Below are 19,194 nucleotides of genomic sequence, written 5' to 3' on the forward strand. Positions count from 1 at the left end.
TACCGGCTGACCTGCTAAAAGGCGCCCGTACAGGCCGGGCGGTTACTCTTGGAGGGCGCGCTGCTTCTGCGGCGCGCCTTTCGTCTTACAAGGAGTACCTGCCATGGCCCGCCCTGTTCCGGGAGAGCTCACTTTCGTCGCCCCCCGTGGAGCGAAGAAGCCGCCCCGGCACCTCGCCGACCTCACCCCCGAGGAGCGCCGGGAGGCCGTCGCCGCGATCGGCGAGAAGCCGTTCCGGGCCAAGCAGCTCTCGCAGCACTACTTCGCCCGGTACGCGCACGACCCGGCGGAGTGGACGGACATCCCCGCGGCGTCCCGCGAGAAGCTCCAGCAGGAGCTGCTGCCGGACCTGATGAACGTCATCCGGCACATCAGCTGCGATGACGACACCACCCGCAAGACCCTGTGGAAGCTGCACGACGGGACGCTCGTCGAGTCCGTGCTGATGCGCTACCCCGACCGGGTCACCATGTGCATCTCCTCGCAGGCCGGCTGCGGCATGAACTGCCCGTTCTGCGCCACCGGCCAGGCGGGTCTCGACCGCAACCTGTCCACCGCCGAGATCGTCCACCAGATCGTCGACGGCATGCGCGCCCTGCGCGACGGAGAGGTGCCCGGCGGCCCGGCCCGGCTGTCGAACATCGTCTTCATGGGCATGGGCGAGCCGCTCGCCAACTACAACCGCGTCGTCGGCGCCATCCGCCGCCTCACCGACCCGGAGCCCGACGGCCTGGGCCTGTCCCAGCGCGGCATCACCGTCTCCACCGTGGGCCTGGTCCCGGCCATGCTGCGCTTCGCCGACGAGGGCTTCAAGTGCCGCCTCGCCGTCTCGCTGCACGCGCCGGACGACGAGCTGCGCGACACCCTCGTCCCCGTGAACACCCGCTGGAACGTGCGCGAGGTGCTCGGTGCGGCCTGGGAGTACGCGGAGAAGTCGGGCCGCCGGATCTCCATCGAGTACGCCCTGATCCGCGACATCAACGACCAGGCCTGGCGCGGCGACCTGCTCGGCAAGCTGCTCAAGGGCAAGCGGGTGCACGTCAACCTGATCCCGCTGAACCCGACGCCCGGCTCGAAGTGGACTGCCTCGCGGCCCGAGGACGAGAAGGCCTTCGTGGACGCCATCGCCCGCCACGGAGTGCCCGTGACCGTACGCGACACCCGTGGCCAGGAGATCGACGGCGCGTGCGGGCAGCTCGCTGCGTCGGAGCGCTGATTTTCGCCAATTAAGGCTTGCAATCGGCCACGGGGTACCCTGTGGCCGAACAAACTTCATATTCCGACAGGGGAGCGCCACAGCGCTGAGAGTGCGGTAACCGTCACCGCAGACCCTCTGAACCTCGCCCCGGTCATTCGGGGTAGGAAGTTCGGTCACCACTCAAGCTGTTGCGCCCTGCCCGGCGTCCGCTCCACAGAGCGCCGGGCAGGGCCGCGTCTTCTCCTGGACATCCCAGGAGGAATCACCAGTGAGCACCACCAAGAAGATCGCGGGCGTCGCGCTCGCGGCCGCGCTCGGCGTCAGCACGCTCAGCGCCTGCGGCGGCGACACCAAGGACAAGTCCGCGTCCGGCGCGAGCGACGCGCCCAAGTCCAAGACGATCACCCTCGTCTCGCACGACTCCTTCAACGTGACCGACGCGGTCCTCAAGGAGTTCGAGCAGCAGAGCGGCTACGAGGTCAAGGTCCTGAAGTCGGGCGACGCCGGTGCCGCGCTCAACCAGGAGATCCTGACCAAGGGCTCCCCGCGCGGCGACGTCTTCTTCGGCGTGGACAACACGCTCCTCTCCCGCGCCCTCGACAACGGCATCTTCACGCCGTACGAGGCCAAGGGCCTGTCCGACGTGAAGCCGGAGTTCGTGCTCGACAAGGAGCACCGGGTCACCCCGATCGACTCCGGTGACATCTGCGTCAACTACGACAAGGCCTACTTCGCCGACAAGAAGATCGCCCCGCCGCAGACGCTGGACGACCTGATCAAGCCGGAATACAAGAACCTGCTGGTCACCGAGAACGCCGCGACCTCCTCGCCCGGCCTCGGCTTCCTCCTCGCCTCCGTCGGCAAGTACGGCGACGACGGCTGGAAGGACTACTGGAGCAAGCTCAAGGCCAACGGCGTCGAGGTCGTCGACGGCTGGGAGCAGGCCTACAACGAGCGCTTCTCCGGCTCGGCGGGCGGCAAGAAGGCCAAGGGCGACCGCCCGCTGGTCGTCTCCTACGCCTCCAGCCCGCCGGTCGAGGTGCTCTACGGCGAGCCGCAGCCGGCCGAGGCCCCCACGGGCGTCGCCACCGGCACCTGCTTCCGCCAGGTCGAGTTCGCGGGCCTGCTCAAGGGCGCGAAGAACGAGGAGGGCGGCAAGGCGCTCCTGGACTTCCTGATCTCCAAGAAGTTCCAGGAGGACATGCCGCTCCAGATGTTCGTGAACCCGGTGACCAAGGACGCGAAGCTGCCGGAGCTGTTCACGAAGCACGGCGTCGTGATCGAGAAGCCGGAGACGGTCGCGCCCGACGCCATCGCGAAGAACCGTGACCAGTGGGTCAAGACCTGGTCCACGCTCGTCGTCAAGTAGCGGACGCGTGAGCCGAGTGAGTGCTCCCGCGAAGGAGAGCGGGCGGGCCACGGCCGTCAGGCTCGGTCTGATGGCCGTGCCGCTCGTCTTCTTCGGGCTGTTCTTCGCCTATCCCGTCGCCGCGATCGTCGGGCGCGGGCTCAAGACCGACGACGGCTGGCAGTTCGGCCGGATCGGCGAGGTGCTGGCCCGGCCCGACATCGGCGAGGTGCTCTGGTTCACCACCTGGCAGGCGCTCGCCTCGACCGCGCTCACGCTCCTGATCGCACTCCCCGGCGCGTACGTCTTCGCGCGCTTCGAGTTCCCCGGCAAACAACTGCTGCGGGCGCTCGTGACCGTGCCGTTCGTGCTGCCGACCGTCGTGGTCGGCACCGCCTTCCTGGCACTGGTGGGACGCAACGGCCTGCTGGACGAGGTCTGGGGGATCCGCCTCGACACGACCGTCTGGGCGATCCTGCTGGCGCACGTCTTCTTCAACTACGCCGTCGTCATCCGCACGGTCGGCGGGCTGTGGGCGCAGCTGGACCCGCGCCAGGAGGAGGCCGCCCGGGTACTGGGCGCCGGGCGGTTCGCCGCCTGGCGCCGGGTGACCCTGCCCGCGCTCGTCCCGGCGGTGGCCGCCGCCTCGCTGATGGTGTTCCTGTTCACCTTCACCTCCTTCGGCGTCGTGCAGATCCTGGGCGGGCCCGCGTACTCCACCCTGGAGGTGGAGGTCTACCGGCAGACCGCGCAGCTCCTGGACCTGCCGACGGCCGCCGTGCTGACGATGGTTCAATTCCTTGCCGTCGGAGCGATCCTCGGCGTGCACGCCTGGACCGTGCGCAAGCGGGAGACCGCGCTGCGGCTCGTGGACCCGGGGCGCACCACGCACCGGCCGCGCGGCTGGGCGCAGCGATCCCTGCTCGGCGGGGTGCTGCTGACGGTTCTGCTCCTGATCGTGGCGCCGCTGGCCGTGCTGGTCGAGCGCTCGCTCGACGCCCCCGGCGGCTACGGATTCGGCTTCTACCGGGCGCTCCAGCAAGTGGGCGCCGGCGGCGGAACCTTCCTGGTGCCGCCGCTGGAGGCCATCTGGAACTCCCTCCAGTACGCCCTCGCCGCCACCACCATCGCGCTGGTCGTCGGCGGGCTCGCGGCCGCCGCGCTGACCCGGCGCGGGGGCCGCTTCGTACGGGGCTTCGACGCCCTGCTGATGCTGCCCCTCGGCGTGTCGGCCGTCACGGTCGGCTTCGGCTTCCTCATCACCCTCGACAAGCCCCCGCTGGACCTGCGGACCTCGTGGATCCTGGTGCCGCTGGCGCAGGCGCTGGTCGGCGTGCCCTTCGTCGTACGGACCATGCTGCCCGTACTGCGCGCGGTGGACGGGCGGCTGCGCGAGGCCGCCGCCGTGCTCGGGGCCTCGCCGCTGCGGGCCTGGCGCGAGGTCGACCTGCCGATGGTGCGCCGGGCCCTGCTGATCGCGGCGGGCTTCGCCTTCGCGGTGTCCCTCGGGGAGTTCGGGGCGACCGTCTTCATCGCACGGCCCGACCATCCGACGCTGCCGGTCGCCGTGGCGCGGCTGCTGGGACGGGCCGGGGAGATGAACTACGGGCAGGCGATGGCCCTGAGCACGATCCTGATGCTGGTGTGCGCGGTGTCCCTGCTGCTGCTGGAGCGCCTGCGGCCCGACAAGACCTCCGGAGAGTTCTGATGACCCTGCTTCAGCTGGAAGGGGTGTCGGTCCGCTTCGGTGAGCGTGCGGTCGTGGACGCCGTGGACCTGGAGGTCGCCGAGCACGAGACCGTGTGCGTGCTGGGGCCGAGCGGCAGCGGAAAGTCCACCCTGCTGCGGGTGGTGGCCGGGCTCCAGCGCGTCTCCGGCGGCCGGGTGCTGCTCGGCGGCGCCGACCAGGCCGGAGTGCCCGTGCACCGGCGGGGGGTGGGCCTGATGTTCCAGGACCACCAGCTGTTCCCGCACCGGGACGTGGGCGGGAACGTCGCGTTCGGACTGCGGATGCGGGGCTCCTCGAAGACGGCCTACGAGGGCCAGGTGGCCCAGTTGCTGGAGCTGGTCGGGCTTCCCGGGGCCCAGGGCCGCGCGGTGGCCTCGCTCTCCGGCGGCGAGCAGCAGCGCGTCGCGCTGGCGCGGGCGCTGGCCCCGTCCCCGCGGCTGCTGATGCTGGACGAGCCCCTGGGACAGCTGGACCGGGGGCTGCGCGAGCGCCTCGTCGTCGAGCTGCAGGGGCTGTTCTCCCGGCTGGGGACGACCGTGCTGGCCGTCACGCACGACCAGGGGGAGGCCTTCGCCCTGGCCGACCGGGTGGTCGTGATGCGGGACGGGCGGATCGCGCAGGCGGGGACCCCGCTGGAGGTCTGGGAGCGGCCCGCCTCGGAGTTCGTGGCCCGGTTCCTGGGCTTCGAGAACGTGGCTTCGGCCGTGGTCTCGGGCGGGGCGGCCGCGACCCCGTGGGGCAGGGTCCCGGTACCGGCCGGATCCCCGGAGGGGGAGCGCCGCGTGCTGATCAGGCCGGCGGGGGTCGTACTCGCGCCCGAAGGGCTGGGCTGCGAGGTGGTGTCGCGGACCTTCCGGGGGACGCACGTCGCGCTGTTGCTGCGGCCGGCGGCGGGGCCGGTGCTGGAGGCAGAGTGCGGACTGGCCGGAGCCCCCGCGGTCGGGGACCGGGTCGCGGTGACCTTCGCCCCGGCAGAAGTGGTCGTCCTGCCGGGGGAGTAGGGGGCCTGGGGCTCCGCCGCGGACCCCGCGCCTCAAACGCCGGCGAGGCTGGATTCCTCCGGTTCGGCGGCGGCTTCGGCGCCCTCGTGGTTGCCGTACCAGGCCACCGCCACCGCGCCCGTGACCGCGAGGACGAAGCCGAGCACCGCCAGCCAGGCCATGCCGGGGCGGGAGGCGTCACCCAGCCAGAGCACGCCGATCGCACCCGGCAGGACGGTCTCGCCGACCACCAGGGCGGCGGTGGCCCCGTTCACGGAGCCGATCTGGAGCGCCACCGTGTGGAGGTACATGCCGCCGGCGCCCGCCACGACGATGGCGTAGAGCGCCGGGTCGGCGAGGAGGGACGCGAGCGAGAAGGGCTCGATGCCGTTCAGGATGCGGACCCCGACGCCCAGCGCGCCGAAGGCCAGACCCGACAGCAGGCCCGCCAGGATCGCGGCGCGGGCGCCGAGGAAACGTACGGCCACCGTGCCGCCGATGATGATCAGCAGGGTCACCCCCAGCAGCCACCAGTGGGTGGCCGACGGAGCGTGGTGCCCGCCCTCGTGGCCCGCCGCCGTCGCCAGCAGGACCAGCGCGGTGCAGACCACGCCGATCGAGGTCCATTCCTTGCGGGTCAGCCGGATCCCGAGCATCTTCACGCTCAGCACGGCCGTGATCACCAGGTTGGCGCTGATGACGGTCTGTGAGAGGAACAGCGGCAGCAGACGGGCCGCCATGGCGCCCAGGCCGAAGCCCACGAAGTCCAGGATGGTGCCGACGATGAACTCCCAGGTCATCGCGGCTTTCGCGGTGGAGGAGAGGTTCGGGCCGCCATGCTGGGTGACTCCCGCGGCGGCAGGGGTCGCCCTGGCCGCCCGCCGGGAGCCGACGGCTTGCAGGACGGATCCCGTGCCGTAACAGATGGACGCCGCGATCGCGGTCAGCAGGCCTATGAGCACCCGAGGGCTCCGTTCACGTCTGGCAGGTTTTGCGGTATGCGTACCTCTGCCAGACGTGTGGAAGGGCCGCGAAGTTGCCTCGCGGGGTCAGGACATTTGGGCGAGTACCGCCGGAACCTCGTCCACGGAGTCCACGAGCGCGATCCGGGACTCCATCGCGCGGCCCCGCGCGAGCGCCTGGAGCAGCGGCCAGGCCGGCAGGTGCTCGGTCCAGTGGGTGCGGCCGACGAGGACCATCGGGGTGGGCTCGCCGCGGGACTCGTAGTAGTTCGGCGTCGCGTTGTCGAAGATCTCCTGGACGGTGCCCGCCGCGCCCGGCAGGAACACCACGCCCGCGTTGGACCGGGCGAGCAGCCCGTCCTCCCGGGTGGCGTTCGCGAAGTACTTGGCGATGTGTCCGGCGAAGGCGTTCGGCGGCTCGTGCCCGTAGAACCAGGTCGGAATCCCCACCGAGTCACCGTCCGGTCCGGCAGGCCAGCGTTCGCGTACGGAGAAGGCCGCCCGCGCCCAGTCGGACACCGACGGGGCGAAGGACGGGGCCTCGGCCAGGATCGCCAGGGCCTGCGGCAGGGCCTCGTCGGGGGCTCCGGCGAGGTAGGCGCCGAGGTTGGCCGCCTCCATCGCGCCCGGCCCGCCGCCGGTGGCCACGGTCAGCCCGGAGCGGGTCAGGGTCCGGCCGAGCTCGGCCGCGCCCCGGTACTCGGCGCCGCCGCGGGCCATGGCGTGGCCGCCCATCACACCGACCACGCGGGCACCGTCGAGGTGCTCGTCGAGGGCGTCGGAGATGGCGTCGTCGTGGATGGAGCGCAGCATCGAGGAGAAGATGTCGCCGTCCGACTTGGTCTCCTGGAACCAGGCGTAGGCCTCGGCGTCGGGGGTGGCCTCGTAGCCGCCGGAGAGGCCCGAGAACAGCTCCTCGGCCGTGTACAGCAGCCCCCGGTAGGGGTTGAACGGCAAGTCGGGGATGGGCTGGAAGACCAGCGCGCCGTCCGCGCGCACCTTCACCGAGGCGTCGGGCTCCATCGCGCAGCCCAGGAACACGGCCGAGGAGGTGTCGGCGGACAGCAGCGCGAAGGTGCGCTCCAGCAGGTTCACCGACTGGATCCGGTACCCGCTGAGCGAGCCGCGGGCCACGACCCGGTCGAATTCGGCGAGTGTCTCGATCTCGGTCTCGATGTATCCATTGACCATTCGGCCCACCCTAAGGGCTCGCCTCAGCGGGTCAATGCCAGTGACGTCAGCTGTGCGACACCCCACACGAGCGGCAGGCACCCGGCCGCCAGCGCGAGCCCCCGTACGGTGGCGGCGCTGCGCAGCACGTTGCCCGGGGCGCCGATGCCGGTCAGGGTCGCCCGGGTGGCGGCGCGGGCCTGGCGGACCTCGACCGCCGAGATCAGCAGGGTGGCGGCCGCGCACAGCACGACCAGGGCGGCGGCCGGTGCGGTCAGCGGTCCGAGCGGGACCTGGAGGCCGCCGCGGTCGCGCAGGGCCAGGGCGCTGAGGGCGCACGCGCCGACCGCGCACAGGACGCCGAGCGGGGCGCCGAGCCGGGGGGCCTCCTCCTGGAGGCTCCGGCCGGCCAGCAGCCGCAGCGCGCCCGGGCGTACGGACTGGACCAGTGCCCCGCAGGCGTAGGCGAGGCCGGGACCGGCGAGGGCGAGCCCGGCGGCGGTCAGTGCCCAGCCGGCCGGGAGTCCGGCGCCGCCGGGCCCCGCGTAGGCCAGGGCTGCGAGTCCGCAGGCGGTGAGGGCGATGCCCCAGGGCAGCACGGTCTGCGGGGCCGGCCGGGGGCGGGGGCGCAGGGCGAGGGCGGTGGCGGCCGAGGCGGCCAGCGGGAGCAGGGCCAGCAGGGTGAGGGCGGCGGCGACGGGCAGCGGCTGCTCCGCGTGGAGCAGCCCGGCTCCCGCTCCGTCGAAGGGCAGCCCGGCCACGTCCCCGCGCAGGTGGAGGAAGACGGCCAGGGCCACGGCGCTGCCGAGGGTGCAGGCGACGGCGGTGGAAATCGCCGCGACCAGAGTGAGCCGTACGGGGCCCAGCCCGGCCGCGTCCAGCCCGTCCCGGGGCGCGGTCGCGGGGTCGGTACGGGCCACGGCGACGGCGAACTGGACGGTGACGGCGAGCGGCACCAGGGCCCACAGCAGCCGGGGGAACGATCCGGCGGGCCGGGCGGTGGCCTCCGCGAGCACGTACAGCAGCAGGAAGCCGCTGCCGGCGGAGGCTGCGGCGACCAGCAGCCGGCGGAGCTGGACGAGCGGCCGGGAGCCGCGGGCTAGGCGGAGAGCGAGCACGCGGCCTGGTCCTCCGGGGGCTGGGGGAAGACGGTCTGGTGGGCGGCGGCCGCGGCCGGGCGTCCGTCGAGCAGGGCGACCCGCCGATCGGCGACGGTCGCGGTCTCCTCGTCGTGGGTGGCCAGCACCACGGTGATGCGGTGCGAGCGGGCCGCGGTGGTGAGCGTACGGAGCAGCAGGGCGCAATCGGCGCGGTGCAGGGGGGCCGTGGGCTCGTCGGCGAAGATCACGGCGGGCTCGCTCGCGAGGGCGCGGGCGAGGGCGACGCGCTGGGACTCGGCACGGTTGAGGGCGCCGGGGTGCTTGCGGGCGAAGGCGCCGATGTCGAGGCGGTCCAGCCATTCGCAGGCGGCCCGTTTGGCGCTGCGGTGGCTCGCGCCCGCGATCAGGAGCGGCAGGGCGGCGTTCTCCCAGACCCGGAGCTCGGGCAGCAGCTGCGGCTCGGGGCCGATCCAGCCGAACCGGTCGCGGCGCAGCCGCTCGCGGGCCAGGGCTCCCATGGTGTGCACGGGGACGCTGTTGAACCAGACCTCGCCCTGTTCGGGCAGCAGCTGCCCGGACAGGCAGCGCAGCAGCGTGGTCTTGCCGCTGCCGCGGGGGCCGGTGACGGCGAGGACCTCACCCGCGCGGACGCCGATCGAGACCCCGATGAGGCCGGGCGACCCGCTGTGGGAGTAGTGCAGGGACCGAGCCCAGAGCACGTCCTCCTGGGGCGGGGCATTGTCTGGCGGAGCTTTGTCCGGTGGAGCCACCATGGCGTACACCTCCGTCCGGGGGAACGAAGCGGAGCCGCGTAGGTCACTGGCGCCGCAATGAGATGTAAAGAGATGAACGTCTTGGATGGTGACAGCACACGGCCCGGACCCCCTCGTTCTCACTCGAACGGAGGATCCGGGCCGTGTGGTCGGACTATTTACTGCTCGTTACTGCTCGTTACTGCTCGTTACTGCTCGCGGACGGCGCTGGTTAGAGCTTGGTCCAGGCCTCGGTCAGCACGCGGCGCAGGATGCCCTCGATCTCGTCGAAGGTGCCCTGGTCGGCGGTGAGCGGCGGGGCCAGCTGGATGACCGGGTCGCCACGGTCGTCGGCGCGGCAGTACAGGCCGTTCTCGAAGAGCGCCTTGGAGAGGAAGCCGTAGAGCACGCGCTCCGTCTCCTCGTCCGTGAAGGACTCCTTGGTGACCTTGTCCTTGACGAGCTCGATGCCGTAGAAGTAGCCGTTGCCGCGGACGTCGCCGACGATCGGCAGGTCGTGCAGCTTCTCCAGCGTCGAGCGGAAGGCGTCCTCGTTGTCCAGCACGTGCTGGTTGAGGCCTTCCTTGTCGAAGATGTCGAGGTTGGCGAGCGCCACCGCGGAGGACACCGGGTGTCCGCCGAAGGTGTAGCCGTGCAGGAAGGTGTTGTCACCCTTGTAGAACGGCTCGGCGAGCTTGTCCGAGATGATGCAGGCACCGATCGGGGAGTAGCCCGAGGTCATGCCCTTGGCGCAGGTGATCATGTCCGGGATGTAGTCGAACTTGTCACAGGCGAACATCGTGCCCAGACGGCCGAACGCGCAGATCGTCTCGTCGGAGACGAGCAGCACGTCGTACTCGTCGCAGATCTCGCGGACCCGCTGGAAGTACCCGGGCGGCGGCGGGAAGCAGCCGCCGGCGTTCTGCACCGGCTCCAGGAAGACGGCGGCGACGGTGTCGGCGCCCTCGAACAGGATCTCCTGCTCGATCTGGTCGGCGCACCAGCGGCCGAAGGCCTCGGGGTCGTCGCCGTAGATCGGGGCGCGGTAGATGTTGGTGTTCGGTACCTTGTGAGCGCCGGGAACCAGCGGCTCGAAGGGGGCCTTGAGGGCCGGCAGACCGGTGATGGACAGCGCGCCCTGCGGGGTGCCGTGGTAGGCGACCGCGCGGGAGATGACCTTGTACTTGGTGTGCTTGCCCTTGAGCTTGAAGTACTGCTTGGCGAGCTTCCAGGCGGTCTCGACGGCCTCGCCGCCACCTGTGGTGAAGAAGACCTTGTTCAGGTCGCCCGGGGCGTAGTGCGCGAGGCGCTCGGCCAGCTCGACGGCCTTGGGGTGCGCGTACGACCAGATGGGGAAGAACGCGAGTTCCTGGGCCTGCTTGTAGGCGACCTCGGCCAGTTCCTTGCGGCCGTGACCGGCGTTGACCACGAACAGTCCGGCGAGACCGTCCAGGTAGCGCTTGCCCTTGTCATCGAAGATGTAGGTGCCTTCACCCCGCACGATGGTGGGGACGGGCGAGTTCTCGTACGACGACATGCGGGTGAAGTGCATCCACAGGTGGTCGTAGGCGGTCTTGGAGAGGTCCTGGCTCACGGGCTATCGAGTTCCCCACATGTAGGTCTGTTTCTTCAGCTTCAGGTAAACGAAGCTTTCGGTTGATCGCACGCCGGGGAGCGCGCGGATCTTCTTGTTGATCGTCTCCAGCAGGTGGTCGTCGTCCTCGCAGACGATCTCCACCATCAGGTCGAACGAGCCCGCGGTCATGACCACGTACTCGCACTCGGCCATCGCGGTCAGCGCGTCTGCCACGGGGTCGAGGTCTCCCTCGACGTTGATGCCGACCATCGCCTGGCGCCGCAGCCCCACGGTGAGCGGGTCGGTGACGGCGACGATCTGCATGACGCCCTGGTCGAGAAGCTTCTGTACTCGCTGGCGCACCGCGGCTTCGGACAGGCCCACGGCCTTGCCGATGGCTGCATAGGGACGGCGACCGTCCTCCTGCAGTTGCTCGATGATCGCCAGGGACACAGCATCGACCGAAGGGGACGGTTGTCTGTTCCTGGAATCTGCGCTTCGACTGACCACGCCCTCACTCTGCACGAGGAGTCGTCCGTTCCGCAAGGTGAGAACGATGTAATTCGTTGTTTCAGGAGTCAGATCTCACTGATTCCGTAGTTCGTGGTGCGTGGGCCTGTCGAAAACGGCGTCCGAGGCGCTAGGCTGAGTAGCTGTCTCAACCATTGGACATGTGATCACAGGAGTGTGGCTGTAGTGACCACCGAACTGCGTCGTCTGCGCAACTACATCGGCGGGGAGTTCAAGGACGCCGCCGACGGGCGGACCACCGAGGTGGTCAACCCCGCCACGGGCGAGGCGTACGCGACCGCTCCCCTCTCCGGCCAGGCGGACGTGGACGCCGCCATGGCCGCTGCCGCGGCGGCCTTCCCGGCATGGCGCGACGCGACCCCCTCCGAGCGCCAGAAGGCGCTGCTGAAGATCGCGGACGCCTTCGAGGCGCGCGCGGACGAGCTCGTCGCCACCGAGTCGGAGAACACCGGCAAGCCGCTGGGCCTCACGGCCAGCGAGGAGCTGCCGCCGATGGTGGACCAGATCCGCTTCTTCGCGGGCGCCGCCCGTCTGCTCGAGGGCCGTTCGGCCGGCGAGTACATGGAGGGCATGACCTCCATCGTCCGCCGCGAGCCGGTCGGCGTCTGTGCCCAGGTCGCGCCCTGGAACTACCCGATGATGATGGCCGTCTGGAAGTTCGCCCCGGCCATCGCCGCGGGCAACACCGTGGTCCTCAAGCCCTCGGACACGACCCCGGCGTCGACCGTCCTGATGGCCGAGATCATCGGCTCGATCCTGCCCAAGGGCGTCTTCAACGTCGTCTGCGGCGACCGCGAGACCGGCAAGGCCATGGTCGAGCACTCCACCCCGGCGATGGCCTCCATCACCGGTTCGGTGCGCGCCGGCATGCAGGTCGCCGAGAGCGCCTCCAAGGACGTCAAGCGTGTCCACCTGGAGCTCGGCGGCAAGGCCCCGGTCGTGGTCTTCGAGGACGCCGACATCGCCAAGGCCGCCGAGGACATCGCGGTCGCGGGCTTCTTCAACGCCGGCCAGGACTGCACCGCGGCCACCCGCGTACTGGTCCACGAGTCGATCCACGACGAGTTCGTCGCGGCGCTCGCCAAGAACGCGGCCGACACCAAGACCGGTCAGCCGGACGACGAGGACGTGCTCTACGGTCCCCTGAACAACCCGAACCAGCTCAAGCAGGTCGCGGGCTTCATCGAGCGGCTCCCCGCCCACGCCAAGGTCGAGGCGGGCGGCCACCAGGTCGGCGAGAAGGGCTACTTCTACGCCCCCACCGTGGTCTCCGGCCTCAAGCAGGACGACGAGATCATCCAGAACGAGGTCTTCGGCCCCGTCATCACCGTCCAGTCCTTCACGGACGAGGACCAGGCCCTGGAGTACGCGAACGGCGTCGAGTTCGCCCTCGCCTCCTCGGTGTGGACCAAGAACCACGGCCGCGCGATGCGGATGTCCAAGAACCTCGACTTCGGCTGCGTGTGGATCAACACCCACATCCCGCTCGTCGCCGAGATGCCCCACGGCGGGTACAAGAAGTCCGGCTACGGCAAGGACCTCTCCGCCTACGGCTTCGAGGACTACACGCGCATCAAGCACGTCATGACCTCGCTCGACGGCTGATCCGAGGGCACTGAGGCCCGGGGCCGGGTCCGGCCGGGCGGCCGGGCGGCCGCCGCATTGATCAGGCCACAGCCTTGAAGGGGCGGGTAGTAGACAACATGTCTATTGCCCGCCCCTTCGCGTTCACCGAGGCTTTGGCCATGCCTGAACTCGCCTTCTCCCGCCGCGCGGCGATGCGCGGCCTCGGTGCCGCGGGCCTGCTGGCCGCTCTCACCGGCTGTGGCGTCCCCGCCGCCTTCGTCCCCGAGTACCGGCGGGAGGGCCAAGACCGTTCCGCACGCGACCGGAGCGTCTCCTTCTCGAACTGGCCGCTCTACATCGACACGGACGACGAGGACGAGAACCGGCGCCCGACGCTGGACGCCTTCTCGGAGAAGACCGGCATCGACGTCCGGTACACCGAGGAGATCAACGACAACGACGAGTTCTTTGGCAAGGTCAGCCCGTCCCTGATGAACCACCAGGAGACCGGCCACGACCTGGTCGTGGTCAGCGACTGGATGGCCGCCCGCTTCGTCCACCTGGGCTGGGCCCAGACGATGGACCGCTCGGCGCAGCCCAACGTGGCCAAGCGCCTGGACCCGCAGCTGCGCTCCCCGGCCTTCGACGAGGGCCGGCTGCACACCGTCCCCTGGCAGTCGGGGATCACCGGCATCGCCTACAACCGCAAGGCGCTCGGCCGGGAGATCAAGTCGGTCAAGGACCTCTGGCACCCGGACCTGGCCGGCAAGGTGACGCTCTTCTCCGGCCTCGACGAGTCCTTCTCCCTGCTGATGCAGGGCAACGGCGTCGACGTCACCCGGTGGACCGAGTCCGACTTCCACCGGATGTGCGACCAGGTGGAGAGCATGGTCAAGAAGAGGCACATCCGCCGCTTCACCGGCAACGACTACACCTCGGACCTCAGCAAGGGCGACGTCCTGGCCTGTCAGGCCTACTCCGGCGACGTGATCCAGCTCCAGGCCGACAACCCCGACATCGAGTTCGTGGTCCCGGAGGAGGGCGCCGAGCTCTGGGCGGAGAGCATGCTCATCCCCAACCTCGCCCGCCACAAGGCCAATGCCGAGGCCCTGATCGACTTCTACTACGACCCCGAGGTGGCCGCGAAGCTCGCCGCCGCCGTCAACTACGTCTGCCCGGTCCCGGCCGCCCGCGAGGTCCTCGCAGCCTCCGAGGACAAGGAGACCGCCGAGCTCGCCGAGAACCCGCTGATCTTCCCCGACGACGAGATGCGCAAGCGCCTCGTCCTGGCCCGGGACATCTCCTCGGCCGAGCGCGCGCCCCTCGCCAAGCGGTGGAACGCCATCGTCGGACTCTGAGGGACGATCACGGTCCGGCCACAGGACTGAACACGTTCAGCACTTCTGCTGAACGTGTTCAGAAACCTGCGTACGCTGACCCCATGAGCGAGAGAAACGCCCTTGAGCGGCGTATCCGTGCCTGGCTGGTCCTGTTCGTCGTCTGCCTCGTCCTCAGCGGGATCACGGCCTTCCCCCTGGTGAACGAGCTCCACTGGGTCAACTCCCTGCTCTCCCACGACTGGCTGCGCCGCGTGGGCGACGGGCTGGACCGGGCCGACCGCGACTACCCCTTCCTCCTCTACGGCACCGACTGGCTCGCCTTCGCCCACCTGGTGATCGCGGTCTTCTTCTACGGAGTCCACCGCGACCCCGTCCGCAACGTCTGGATCGTCGAAGCCGGCATGATCGCCTGCCTCGGAGTGATACCGCTGGCCCTGATCTGCGGCCCGATCCGCGGGATCCCCTTCTGGTGGAGCGTCATCGACATGTCGTTCGGCGTCTTCGGGGTGATCCCCCTGCTGCTCCTGCGGCGCATGATCAAGCGGCTGGAAGCGATGCCTGCCTGACGGCCGCTCGGCGAAGGCCGCCGTCGCGGTGCCCGGCCGCGCGCGTCACCGGCCGAGCCCGGCCCGTACGGCTCCCAGCACGTCCACCCGGTTCGTGGTGATCGAGTCGGCCCCCGCCGCGATCAGCGCGCGCATCGACCGCTTGGTGTCCGGGGTCCAGGCCGACACCAGCAGGCCGTCGCGGTGCAGGGCGTCCACCAGTTCCCGTCCGACCAGCCCGAAACGGTAGTTGAGCCAGGTCGGGGCCACCGCGTCGATCAGGATCCGGCGCGGCGGCGAGAGCGTGGTCCAGGTCAGTGCGAGCTCGGCGCCCGGATCGGCGGCGCGGACCGCCAGCATGGTGTCCGGGCCCGCGCAGTAGTACGTACGGTCGCGCGCCCCGCATTCGCGGACCTGGCCCAAGACCGTCCGAACGGTCTCCGCGCTCGCGCCCGGCAGGTCGATCATGACGCGGCCCGCGCCCGCGGCCATCAGGGCGTCGCGCAGGGTCGGAATCCCGCCCTGCGTCAGCTCCTTGAGCTGTGGGGCCGTGACGGCGTCGAGCCGCACGTCATGACCCCACAACCGCTGGAGGCTCTCGTCGTGGAGCAGTACGGGGACCCCGTCGCGGGTCGTCCGTACGTCGATCTCCACCGCGTCCGCCCCGCGGGTGAACGCGGAGCGGATCGAGGCGAGGGTGTTCTCGCGGACGCGGTAGGGATCCCCGCGGTGGCCTACGGCAGTCAGGGTGCGCATGCGCCCCATTCTTGCGGCCAGAGGTGTGCGCAGCCGTCAGGGCGCCAGCCAGGCGGAGGTGTACGTGTCGATCTCGGCGGTGAGCTTCGCCTTGCCCGCCGGGTCCAGGAACGAGGCCTCCACGGCGTTCTTCGCCAGCTGCGCGAGGCCGAGTTCGTCGAGGTCCAGCAGCCGGGCGGCCACCGCGTACTCGTTGTTGAGATCGGAGCCGAACATCGGCGGGTCGTCGCTGTTGATGGTGACGAGCACACCGGCCGCCACCATCTCCTTGACCGGGTGGAGGTCCAGGTCGGTCACGGCGCGGGTGGCGATGTTGGAGGTCGGGCAGACCTCCAGCGCGATGCGGTGCTCGGCGAGGTAGGCGAGCAGCTCGGGGTCCTGGGTGGCGCTGGTGCCGTGGCCGATGCGCTCGGCGCCCAGCTCGCGGATCGCGTCCCAGATGGTTCCGGGGCCGGTGGTCTCGCCGGCGTGCGGCACGCTGTGCAGGCCGGCGGCGCGGGCGGCGTCGAAGTACGGCTTGAACTGCGGGCGCGGTACGCCGATCTCCGGGCCGCCGAGCCCGAAGGAGACCAGGCCCTCGGGGCGCAGGTCGACCGCGAGACGCGCGGTCTCGGCGGCGGCCTCCAGCCCGGCCTCGCCGGGGATGTCGAAGCACCAGCGCAGGATGACGCCGAGTTCGGCCTCGGCGGCCTTGCGGGCGTCCTCGATGGCGGCCATGAAGGCCTTCTCGTCGATGCCGCGGCGGGTGGAGGAGTACGGGGTGACGGTGAGTTCGGCGTACCGGATGTTCTGCCGGGCCATGTCCCGGGCAACCTCGAAGGTGAGGTGGCGTACGTCGTCGGGGGTGCGGACGAGGTCCACGACGGAGAGGTAGACCTCGATGAAGTGCGCGAAGTCGGTGAAGGTGAAGTAGTCGGCGAGGGCCTCGGGGTCCGTGGGGACCTTCGAGTCGGGGTGCCGGGAGGCGAGTTCGGCCACGATGAGGGGCGAGGCCGACCCGACGTGGTGGACGTGCAGTTCGGCCTTGGGCAGCCCCGCGATGAAGGGGTGCAGGTCGGGCATGAGGGTGCCTCCGGGAGGGAGTGGTGCGGACGGAACTGGCTTCATCGTAGGGAAGGACGGGGGTGTCCTGGGCACCGCTTAGCATGGCTGTACGAGAGGGGGGTGCCGTATGACCGAACAAAGCCCCGAGTCGCGAGACCCGTGGGCGCCGCCGGAGCGGCCCGCGGTCGAGCTGGGCAAACAGCAGGCCTCACCGGGTACGCCGGGCGCGCCCGGGGTCCACGACCAGCAGACCATCGCGGGGATGCCGGGCGCCGACGCACCGCAGGACGCGCCGGGGGCCGGCCAGCCGCCGGCGGCCGCTCCGCCCGCGTTCGGGCCCGCGCAGACGCCGCAGCCCGCGCCCGGTCCGCCGCCCGCCTACGGATATCCGGCGCCGCCCGCCTCCGGCGGCTACGGCTACCCGGCCCAGCCGGATCCCGGGGGCTACGGCTATCCCGCCCCGCCGGCCGCGCCGCAGGCCCCGTACCCGGGTCAGCCCGGCTACCCCGGATACCAGGGCTACCCCGGATATCCGGGGTACGCGCACAAGAGCAACGGTTTCGGCGTCACCGCGCTCGTGCTCGGGATCATCGCCGTGATCAGCTGCTACGGCGGCATCCTCTTCGGGATCCCGGCCGTCATCTTCGGCGTGCTGGGCCGCGGCAAGGCCAAGCGCGGTGAAGCCGACAACGACGGCATGGCGCTGGCCGGCATCATCACGGGCACCGTCGGCATCGTGGTCAGCTGCCTGTTCATCGCACTCGCCGTCTTCGGCATCATGTACGGGGAATCGGGGTCCGGCAGCGACTCGGACTACTCGACGAACTACTCGAACACCAAGGTCGTCTACCGGGGCTGAGCCGCCGGAGGCCCACGGGTGCACGGATGTACGGCGACGGGGCCGGACCGGGAGCGTCACTGCTCCGGTCCGACCCCGTCGCCGTACCCGGCTGGGCCGCCCCGTCAGGCGGCGTCCGCCCACGGCCACGCGGCGTCCCGGCCGTCCTCGATCAGGGACACCATGCGGAAGGCCGCGTCGGTGAGCCCGCCGAAGGTGTGCCGGTTCGCCGACCCGGAGGGCGCGTGGCCCACCCGGTATCCGGCCAGGTTCCACGTGTACACCGGGACGGTGTCCGGGACCAGGGCGGTCGGGTCCCCGCCGTATGTGTAGGTGGCCTGCTCGTCGGTGATGATCAGCACCCGGTCGTGCCCCGCGTAGTGCGTGCGCACGGCCTGCGCCGTGTTCGTGCCGCCGAGATCCTCGTACCGCTCCAGCACCTTCAGCACCGACTCGCCCCGGCTGTACGCGACTTCCTTGCTGCCGGTGCCGAACTGCACGAGCCTCGCCTCCTCGGCGCGCAGGGCCAGCGCCGTCCCGAAGACCGCCGCCGCGTCCGCCCGGTTCAGCTGCGAGCGGTCCGAAAGCGGCGACCACATCGACCCGGATCGGTCCACCAGGATCAGGGTCCGGCCGGGCAGCGTCGGCACGTTGGCCATCGAGTGCCCCAGGGCCTGCTCCAGCGGGTACGCCCAGCGCAGTGAGGGCGCGTGCTGGTAGGCGGCCAGGTAGCGGAAGGGGAACTGCCGGGACCGGGCGACGGTCTGCGGGTCGGAGATCTTGGCCGCCACCTGCGCGGCGACCTCGTCCGAGACCCCGGCCTGGTCGAAGTTGCGCAGGTTGCGCAGCAGCGCCATCGCACCCATGGACGGGATGACCGCCTCCCAGGCGGCCGCGTCCATCGGCCCCTGCAGCCAGCCGGCCAGGGCCTCCCACGTCATGCCCGCCGCGGCGAGCCGCTCGGCTCCGTCGGCGGAGGTGATCACATCCCGGCGCTCCGCCACCGGCAGCTCCATCAGGGTCCGGTGCGCGACGAGCGTGCGGTTGTCCGCAGGGACCTCGGCGGTCTCCGGGCTGTGCCGGCGGTCGAGGGCGTGGCGGAACAGCTCGCCCTGCCAGGGCTTGGCCGGGTCGGGGGAGGCGTGCACCAGGTTGAGGACGTCCCCGAAGCGGTAGTCCTTGGACGCGGTGTCGTACTTCAGCAGCGAGGCCGCGGAGTAGAGGCGGCGTACGGCGTCGGCGATCCCGCGCTTGACGGGCTTGGGCACGTTGCGCCCGTAGGTGGCCGTCCAGTACGCGAGCAGTTCGCCGGGCTCGTCGGGGCGCCGCAGTACGCAGTCCACGACCTGCCGGTTCGAGGGCCCGCCGGTCGCTCCGGCGTCCAGCCGCGCCTTGACGTACTCGGCGGCGCCGACGAGCGAGGCGGTACGCATGTTGCCGTCGCCGCGGAGCCAGCCGAGCAGACCCGCAGTCCACTCGGGATCCTCGACGGCGAGGGTGCGCACGAGCGCGGCGAACCGGTCGTCCCGGGCCTCGCCGGCCTCGTAAGCGGTCTGCTGCGTCACGAAGTTGGAGACGGCCAGCAGGAAGAGCTCGGAGCGCGGATCGCGGACGAAGCCGGGGCTGCCGTGGTGGTTGCGGGCGCGGGCCCCGGTGGAACGGACCGGAGAGGCCGGAGAAGCCGGAGCGGCGGGCGCTGGCGCCGCGCGTCGGCGCAGGTTGAAGCGGGACATGAGAATTCCCCCGAATTCATTGGGCA

General features: G+C 70.9%; 17 protein-coding genes. 8 read left to right on the forward strand and 9 right to left on the reverse strand.

Annotation, left to right across the window (positions count from 1 at the left end; genetic code table 11):
• Positions 1-103: 103 nt before the first annotated feature.
• The 4 genes from rlmN (at position 104) to AC3IYJ_RS29315 (ending at position 5,276) form a co-directional block, all read left to right on the forward strand.
• Positions 104-1,216 carry a dual-specificity RNA methyltransferase RlmN gene (rlmN, locus tag AC3IYJ_RS29300; RefSeq protein ID WP_489397530.1) on the forward strand — a complete coding sequence of 371 codons (1,113 nt, stop codon included), beginning with the start codon at positions 104-106 and terminating at the stop codon, positions 1,214-1,216.
• Between the two features lie 250 nt (positions 1,217-1,466).
• Positions 1,467-2,567, forward strand: coding sequence for a thiamine ABC transporter substrate-binding protein (locus AC3IYJ_RS29305; RefSeq protein ID WP_489397531.1), 1,101 nt, complete (start codon positions 1,467-1,469; stop codon positions 2,565-2,567).
• Between the two features lie 70 nt (positions 2,568-2,637).
• Positions 2,638-4,254, forward strand: coding sequence for an ABC transporter permease (locus AC3IYJ_RS29310; protein ID WP_489402960.1), 1,617 nt, complete (start codon positions 2,638-2,640; stop codon positions 4,252-4,254).
• Entirely contained in the window at positions 4,254-5,276 is a 1,023-nt protein-coding gene (locus tag AC3IYJ_RS29315; RefSeq protein ID WP_489397532.1) for an ABC transporter ATP-binding protein, read from the forward strand. The genes AC3IYJ_RS29310 and AC3IYJ_RS29315 overlap by 1 nt, the downstream gene beginning before the upstream one ends.
• A gap of 32 nt (positions 5,277-5,308) precedes the next feature.
• Here the strand turns inward: AC3IYJ_RS29315 and AC3IYJ_RS29320 are convergent, their stop codons facing one another.
• From AC3IYJ_RS29320 to AC3IYJ_RS29345, 6 genes are all read right to left on the reverse strand, one after another.
• The gene (locus AC3IYJ_RS29320; protein WP_489397533.1) at positions 5,309-6,217 is read right to left on the reverse strand and encodes a DMT family protein; all 909 of its coding nucleotides are present in this window, start codon (positions 6,215-6,217) and stop codon (positions 5,309-5,311) included.
• A gap of 87 nt (positions 6,218-6,304) precedes the next feature.
• On the reverse strand, positions 6,305-7,408 hold the full coding sequence (locus AC3IYJ_RS29325) for an LOG family protein (RefSeq protein ID WP_489397534.1): 1,104 nt from the start codon (positions 7,406-7,408) through the stop codon (positions 6,305-6,307).
• A 23-nt stretch (positions 7,409-7,431) separates the two neighbouring features.
• Positions 7,432-8,505, reverse strand: a complete 1,074-nt coding sequence (locus tag AC3IYJ_RS29330) for a hypothetical protein (RefSeq protein WP_489397535.1) — start codon at positions 8,503-8,505, stop codon at positions 7,432-7,434.
• Positions 8,487-9,269 (reverse strand): ABC transporter ATP-binding protein, encoded by a 783-nt coding sequence (locus AC3IYJ_RS29335; protein ID WP_489397536.1) that lies wholly within the window; start codon positions 9,267-9,269, stop codon positions 8,487-8,489. The genes AC3IYJ_RS29330 and AC3IYJ_RS29335 overlap by 19 nt, the downstream gene beginning before the upstream one ends.
• A gap of 202 nt (positions 9,270-9,471) precedes the next feature.
• Entirely contained in the window at positions 9,472-10,833 is a 1,362-nt protein-coding gene (locus AC3IYJ_RS29340) for an aspartate aminotransferase family protein (RefSeq protein ID WP_489397537.1), read from the reverse strand.
• Positions 10,834-10,836: 3 nt separating this feature from the next.
• Positions 10,837-11,340, reverse strand: coding sequence for an Lrp/AsnC family transcriptional regulator (locus AC3IYJ_RS29345; protein ID WP_384658074.1), 504 nt, complete (start codon positions 11,338-11,340; stop codon positions 10,837-10,839).
• A gap of 171 nt (positions 11,341-11,511) precedes the next feature.
• Between AC3IYJ_RS29345 and AC3IYJ_RS29350 the strand changes: the two genes are divergently transcribed.
• The 3 genes from AC3IYJ_RS29350 to AC3IYJ_RS29360 all read left to right on the forward strand — a co-directional run bounded on the left by AC3IYJ_RS29350 (position 11,512) and on the right by AC3IYJ_RS29360 (position 14,818).
• Complete coding sequence (locus AC3IYJ_RS29350; protein ID WP_489397538.1) at positions 11,512-12,951, forward strand: gamma-aminobutyraldehyde dehydrogenase; 1,440 nt, start codon at positions 11,512-11,514, stop codon at positions 12,949-12,951.
• 140 nt (positions 12,952-13,091) lie between these two features.
• Positions 13,092-14,270 carry a polyamine ABC transporter substrate-binding protein gene (locus AC3IYJ_RS29355; RefSeq protein WP_489397539.1) on the forward strand — a complete coding sequence of 393 codons (1,179 nt, stop codon included), beginning with the start codon at positions 13,092-13,094 and terminating at the stop codon, positions 14,268-14,270.
• An 83-nt stretch (positions 14,271-14,353) separates the two neighbouring features.
• A complete protein-coding gene (locus AC3IYJ_RS29360; protein ID WP_489397540.1) occupies positions 14,354-14,818 on the forward strand; it encodes a hypothetical protein in 465 nt (154 codons plus the stop codon).
• A 45-nt stretch (positions 14,819-14,863) separates the two neighbouring features.
• On the opposite strand, the gene AC3IYJ_RS29365 is transcribed toward AC3IYJ_RS29360, so the two are convergent.
• Positions 14,864-15,562, reverse strand: coding sequence for a glycerophosphodiester phosphodiesterase (locus AC3IYJ_RS29365; protein WP_489397541.1), 699 nt, complete (start codon positions 15,560-15,562; stop codon positions 14,864-14,866).
• A gap of 27 nt (positions 15,563-15,589) precedes the next feature.
• Entirely contained in the window at positions 15,590-16,615 is a 1,026-nt protein-coding gene (locus AC3IYJ_RS29370; RefSeq protein WP_489397542.1) for an adenosine deaminase, read from the reverse strand.
• A 109-nt stretch (positions 16,616-16,724) separates the two neighbouring features.
• Between AC3IYJ_RS29370 and AC3IYJ_RS29375 the strand changes: the two genes are divergently transcribed.
• Positions 16,725-17,456, forward strand: coding sequence for a DUF4190 domain-containing protein (locus AC3IYJ_RS29375; RefSeq protein ID WP_489397543.1), 732 nt, complete (start codon positions 16,725-16,727; stop codon positions 17,454-17,456).
• Between the two features lie 104 nt (positions 17,457-17,560).
• On the opposite strand, the gene AC3IYJ_RS29380 is transcribed toward AC3IYJ_RS29375, so the two are convergent.
• Complete coding sequence (locus AC3IYJ_RS29380) at positions 17,561-19,168, reverse strand: TROVE domain-containing protein (protein ID WP_489397544.1); 1,608 nt, start codon at positions 19,166-19,168, stop codon at positions 17,561-17,563.
• Positions 19,169-19,194: the final 26 nt, after the last annotated feature.

Source organism: Streptomyces sp. GL_140 (assembly GCF_057834465.1).